General features: G+C 52.2%; 6 protein-coding genes. All 6 read left to right on the top strand.

Features of this window, described 5'->3' with window-relative positions:
- Positions 1–1220: type I-E CRISPR-associated protein Cse1/CasA (casA, locus tag FFT88_RS25095; RefSeq protein WP_135403831.1), on the top strand; the 1220-nt coding region annotated here is incomplete at its 5' end.
- Positions 1217–1753 (top strand): type I-E CRISPR-associated protein Cse2/CasB, encoded by a 537-nt coding sequence (gene casB / locus FFT88_RS25090; protein ID WP_000029329.1) that lies wholly within the window; start codon positions 1217–1219, stop codon positions 1751–1753. The genes casA and casB, both read left to right, overlap by 4 nt.
- An 11-nt stretch (positions 1754–1764) precedes the next feature.
- Positions 1765–2820 carry a type I-E CRISPR-associated protein Cas7/Cse4/CasC gene (cas7e, locus tag FFT88_RS25085; protein WP_135403832.1) on the top strand — a complete coding sequence of 352 codons (1056 nt, stop codon included), beginning with the start codon at positions 1765–1767 and terminating at the stop codon, positions 2818–2820.
- Positions 2821–2830: 10 nt separating this feature from the next.
- Entirely contained in the window at positions 2831–3577 is a 747-nt protein-coding gene (cas5e, locus tag FFT88_RS25080) for a type I-E CRISPR-associated protein Cas5/CasD (RefSeq protein ID WP_135403833.1), read from the top strand.
- Positions 3559–4209 (top strand): type I-E CRISPR-associated protein Cas6/Cse3/CasE, encoded by a 651-nt coding sequence (gene cas6e / locus FFT88_RS25075; RefSeq protein ID WP_135403834.1) that lies wholly within the window; start codon positions 3559–3561, stop codon positions 4207–4209. The genes cas5e and cas6e overlap by 19 nt, the downstream gene beginning before the upstream one ends.
- On the top strand, positions 4206–4563 hold a 358-nt coding region (locus FFT88_RS25070; protein WP_135403835.1), incomplete at its 3' end, for a CRISPR-associated endonuclease Cas1. The genes cas6e and FFT88_RS25070, both read left to right, overlap by 4 nt.

The raw sequence follows: 4563 nt of genomic DNA, 5'->3' as shown, positions 1-4563 counted from the left end.
TCGCTTCGTTACTGCCTGAAATTCCCGGTTCTCAAACGACGAAGTTTAATAAAGACCACTTTATCAAGCGTGGTGTAACGGAATATCTGTGTCCTCATTGCTTAGCACTAGCCTTGTTCTCTTTACAATTGAATGCACCAGCGGGTGGAAAAGGCTATCGCACCGGTTTGCGCGGCGGTGGGCCGATGACCACTCTGATTGAATTACAGGAATATCAGGGCAATCAACAAACGCCCTTGTGGCGCAAACTGTGGCTCAATGTGATGCCGCAGGATGAATCCGACTTACCGTTACCCAAAAAATTTGATGATCTGGTTTTCCCCTGGCTTGGCCCGACGCGTACCAGCGAACTGGCTGGTGCAGTAGTAACCGATGAACAGGTCAATAAACTCCAGGCCTACTGGGGAATGCCGCGGCGTATACGTATTGATTTTAATACCACCACAGTCGGTAACTGCGATATTTGTGGTGAGCAGAGCGACGCGCTCCTGAGCCTGATGACGACCAAAAATTACGGTGCGAATTATGCCATGTGGCAGCATCCCTTAACGCCTTACCGTATACCACTTAAAGAGGGTGGCGAGTTTTACTCAGTCAAACCACAACCGGGCGGTTTAATCTGGCGCGACTGGTTAGGCCTTATCGAAACGGGTAAATCAGAAAACAATACGGAACTTCCCGCGCTGGTGGTGAAACTCTTCAATGCCAGCAGTCTCAAGCAGGCAAAAGTGGGCTTATGGGGATTTGGTTATGATTTCGACAACATGAAAGCACGCTGTTGGTACGAACACCATTTCCCGCTGCTGCTCAATAAAAAAGAAGGCCAGATACCGAAGCTGCGGCTGGCTGCGCAAACAGCTTCACGAATTCTAAGTCTGTTACGGAGTGCACTAAAAGAAGCATGGTTCTCCGATCCAAAAGGTGCACGGGGTGATTTCAGTTTTGTGGATATCGACTTCTGGAACAAAACTCAGCATCGCTTCCTGAGGTTAGTGCGCCAAATTGAAGAAGGTCATGATGCGGATGAATTACTCGGCAAATGGCAAAAGGAAATTTGGTTATTCGCACGTCAGGATTTTGACGAGCGTGTATTCACCAATCCTTATGAGCCCGTTGATTTGGAACGCGTCATGACCGCGCGCAAGAAATATTTTACAACATCGGCGGAGAAGCAAAGTGCTAAAGCCGCCAGGGAGAAAAAGCAGGAGGCTGCTGAATGAGTATTGTAAAAGAGGAGCACAAAGCCACGCTGCGCAAATGGCATGAGGAATTGCAGGAGAAACGCGGCGAACGTGCCAGTCTGCGGCGTAGTACGACGGTTAATGATGTTTGTCTGACGGATGGATTTCGCCTGTTTCTGAAGAACAGACAAATAAAGTGGCAGGATGAACCTGAGTGGCGTATCACCGCACTGGCGCTGATAGCCGCAGTTAGCGCGAATGTTAAAGCCATTGATGAACGGCAGCCTTTTGCCGCGCAGCTGGCGGCGGTAATGTCAAAGGGGCGTTTTACTCGCCTGTCGGCAGTAAAAACACCGGATGAATTACTGCGCCAGTTACGGCGCGCAGTCAGATTATTAAACGGTTCCGTCAATCTTGACTCTCTGGCAGAGGGGGTCTTCCGCTGGTGCCAGGAGAGCGACGACCTGCTCAATCATCACCGCCGCCAGCAGCGGCCAACCGAATTTATCCGTATCCGCTGGGCGCTGGAATATTACCAGGCTGGCGACGCCGATAACGAACAAAATCAATAAAGGGCTATCTCATGACAACATTTATTCAGCTTCATTTGTTAACCGCTTACCCTGCTGCCAACCTTAACCGTGATGATACTGGTGCGCCAAAAACTGTGGTACTGGGTGGTGCAACGCGTCTGCGCGTTTCCTCACAAAGTCTGAAACGTGCGTGGCGCACTTCTGCACTTTTTGAACAGGCACTGGCGGGCCATATTGGTATTCGCAGTGGGCGAATTGCGCGTGAGGCGGCAACTATCCTGATTGAGAAAGGAATCGAAGAGAAAAAAGCCATCGAATGGGCGGCAAAAATTGCGGATTATCTTGGGAAAGCTAAAAACGACAAAAAACCAAAAGATCCGCTCACTAACGCCGAAACTGAACAATTAGTTCATATCAGCCCGGCAGAATTTGACGCCGTAAAAGCGCTGGCCCATCAACTGGCAGAAGAAAAGCGCGCGCCAAAAGAGGAAGATCTCGCGTTGTTACGTAAAGACCGTATAGCGGTAGATATCGCTATGTTTGGTCGTATGCTGGCGAATAAACCTGAGTTTAATGTTGAAGCCGCCTGCCAGGTCGCGCATGCGTTTGGTGTCAGTGAAACGATTGTCGAAGATGATTTTTTCACCGCCGTTGATGATTTGCGCCAGGCCTCTGAAGATGCCGGTGCCGGGCATCTCGGAGAAACCGGATTCGGTTCAGCACTTTTCTACACCTATATCTGCATTGATAAAGATCTGCTGGTAGAAAACCTCGGCGGTGACGAAGCGTTAGCTAATCAGACCATACGCGCTTTTACGGAAGCCGCGCTTAAAGTCTCACCAACCGGAAAACAAAACAGCTTTGCCAGCCGTGCCTACGCCTCCTGGGCGCTGGCGGAAAAAGGCACTGATCAACCGCGTTCTCTGGCGGCGGCTTTCTATGAACCCATTAATGGTACCCGTCAGTTAGATGTGGCGGTGCAGCGTATTACAACGCTTCGCGAAAACATGAATACGGTCTACGAACAGAAGACTGAATGCGCAAGTTTTGACGTGATGAAAAAACAGGGAAGCATGAAGGACGTACTGGACTTTATCTGCGCGTAAGGGGCGGCTTATGAGCCAATATCTGATTTTTCAGCTTCATGGGCCAATGGCATCCTGGGGCGTCGATGCCCCCGGCGAAGTGCGTCATACCCATGAACTGCCTTCGCGCTCAGCATTGCTGGGTCTGCTGGCTGCCGGGGTAGGGATTCGGCGTGATGATACCGAACGCTTAAACGCGTTTAATCGCCACTATTCACTGGTGGTTTGCGCCAGCCGTAACCCGCGCTGGGCACGGGATTATCACACGATCCAGATGCCAAAAGAGGTGCGTAAAGCGCGTTATTTCAGCCGTCGCGAAGAGTTGAGCGACCCTGATCTTCTGAGCGCGATTATCTCCCGGCGCGACTACTACACCGACGCCTGGTGGATGGTGGCGGTGGCAACAACAGCCGATGCGCCTTACAGCCTCGAACAGTTGCAGGGCGGTTTACGCCATCCAGTTTTTCCGCTTTATCTGGGGCGAAAAAGTCATCCGCTGGCATTACCACTTGCGCCGTTACTGCTCGAAGGCAACGCGTCTGATGTTTTACGTAACGCATACCAACAGTATCAGGATCATTTCCACGACCTGAAAGTCTCACTCCCGAAACTTCAGGATGAATGCTGGTGGGAAGGGGAGCACGACGGCCTGGTCGCGAGCAAAATATTGCGCCGCCGGGATGTTCCTTTAAATCGTCAGCAATGGCTGTTTGGGGAACGCACCGTCAATCAGGGGCCGTGGCTCAGCAAGGAGGAACCATGTACCTCTCAAGAATAACCTTACATACCGGCCAGCTTTCGCCTGCGCAGTTGCTGCATCTGGTGGATCGCGGGGAATATGTGATGCATCAGTGGCTGTGGGATCTCTTCCCTGGCGGCAAAGAAAGGCAATTTCTTTATCGTCGGGAAGAACTCCAGGGCGCGTTTCGCTTTTTTGTCCTCTCGCAGGAACGCCCGGCGGAAAGTGAAACTTTCACCATCGAATGCCGGTCATTTGCGCCCGAGCTGCGTACCGGACAACAACTTTGTTTCAACCTGCGGGCGAATCCAACAATCTGTAAAGCGGGCAAGCGCCACGATCTGCTGATGGAGGCGAAACGGCAGGTGAGGGGACAGGCGGAAGGAAGTGATGTTTGGTTGCATCAACAACAGGCGGCGCTGGACTGGCTGGCAGCGCAGGGGGAAAGAAGTGGTTTTACACTACTGGATACCTCGGTTGATGCCTACCGACAACAACAACTCCGGCGGGAAAACCCCCGGCAACTGATCCAGTTCAGTAGTGTGGATTATACGGGGATGCTTACGGTCACCGATCCTGGGTTATTTCTGCAACGTCTCAGTCAGGGGTATGGCAAAAGCCGGGCGTTCGGTTGTGGTCTGATGCTGATCAAACCTGGGGCAGAGGCGTGACGTTTGTACCGCTGAGCCCGATCCCATTAAAAGATCGCACCTCCATGATCTTCCTCCAGTACGGTCAAATCGACGTACTTGACGGCGCTTTCGTGCTGATCGACAAAACCGGGATCCGCACGCACATTCCGGTGGGATCGGTCGCCTGCATTATGCTCGAACCGGGAACGAGAGTTTCCCACGCGGCGGTGCATCTGGCCGCCACGGTGGGAACACTGCTGGTCTGGGTCGGTGAAGCGGGTGTTCGCGTCTACTCTTCCGGACAACCCGGTGGGGCGCGTGCTGATAAGTTACTCTACCAGGCAAAACTGGCTTTAACGGAAGATCTACGCCTGAAGGTGGTGCGCAAAAATG

The organism is Escherichia sp. E4930, assembly GCF_005845405.1.
Classification (GTDB): Bacteria; Pseudomonadota; Gammaproteobacteria; order Enterobacterales; family Enterobacteriaceae; genus Escherichia.
Note: the sequence above shows the minus strand (reverse complement) of the source record. Positions and strands in the feature narration are given on the sequence as shown.

Excerpts from the sequence above, each read along its gene's own strand:
- casB (WP_000029329.1), top strand. The coding sequence starts at position 1,217 with ATGAGTATTGTAAAAGAGGAGCACAAAGCCACGCTGCGCAAATGGCAT.
- cas7e (WP_135403832.1), top strand. The coding sequence starts at position 1,765 with ATGACAACATTTATTCAGCTTCATTTGTTAACCGCTTACCCTGCTGCC.
- cas5e (WP_135403833.1), top strand. The coding sequence starts at position 2,831 with ATGAGCCAATATCTGATTTTTCAGCTTCATGGGCCAATGGCATCCTGG.
- cas6e (WP_135403834.1), top strand. The coding sequence starts at position 3,559 with ATGTACCTCTCAAGAATAACCTTACATACCGGCCAGCTTTCGCCTGCG.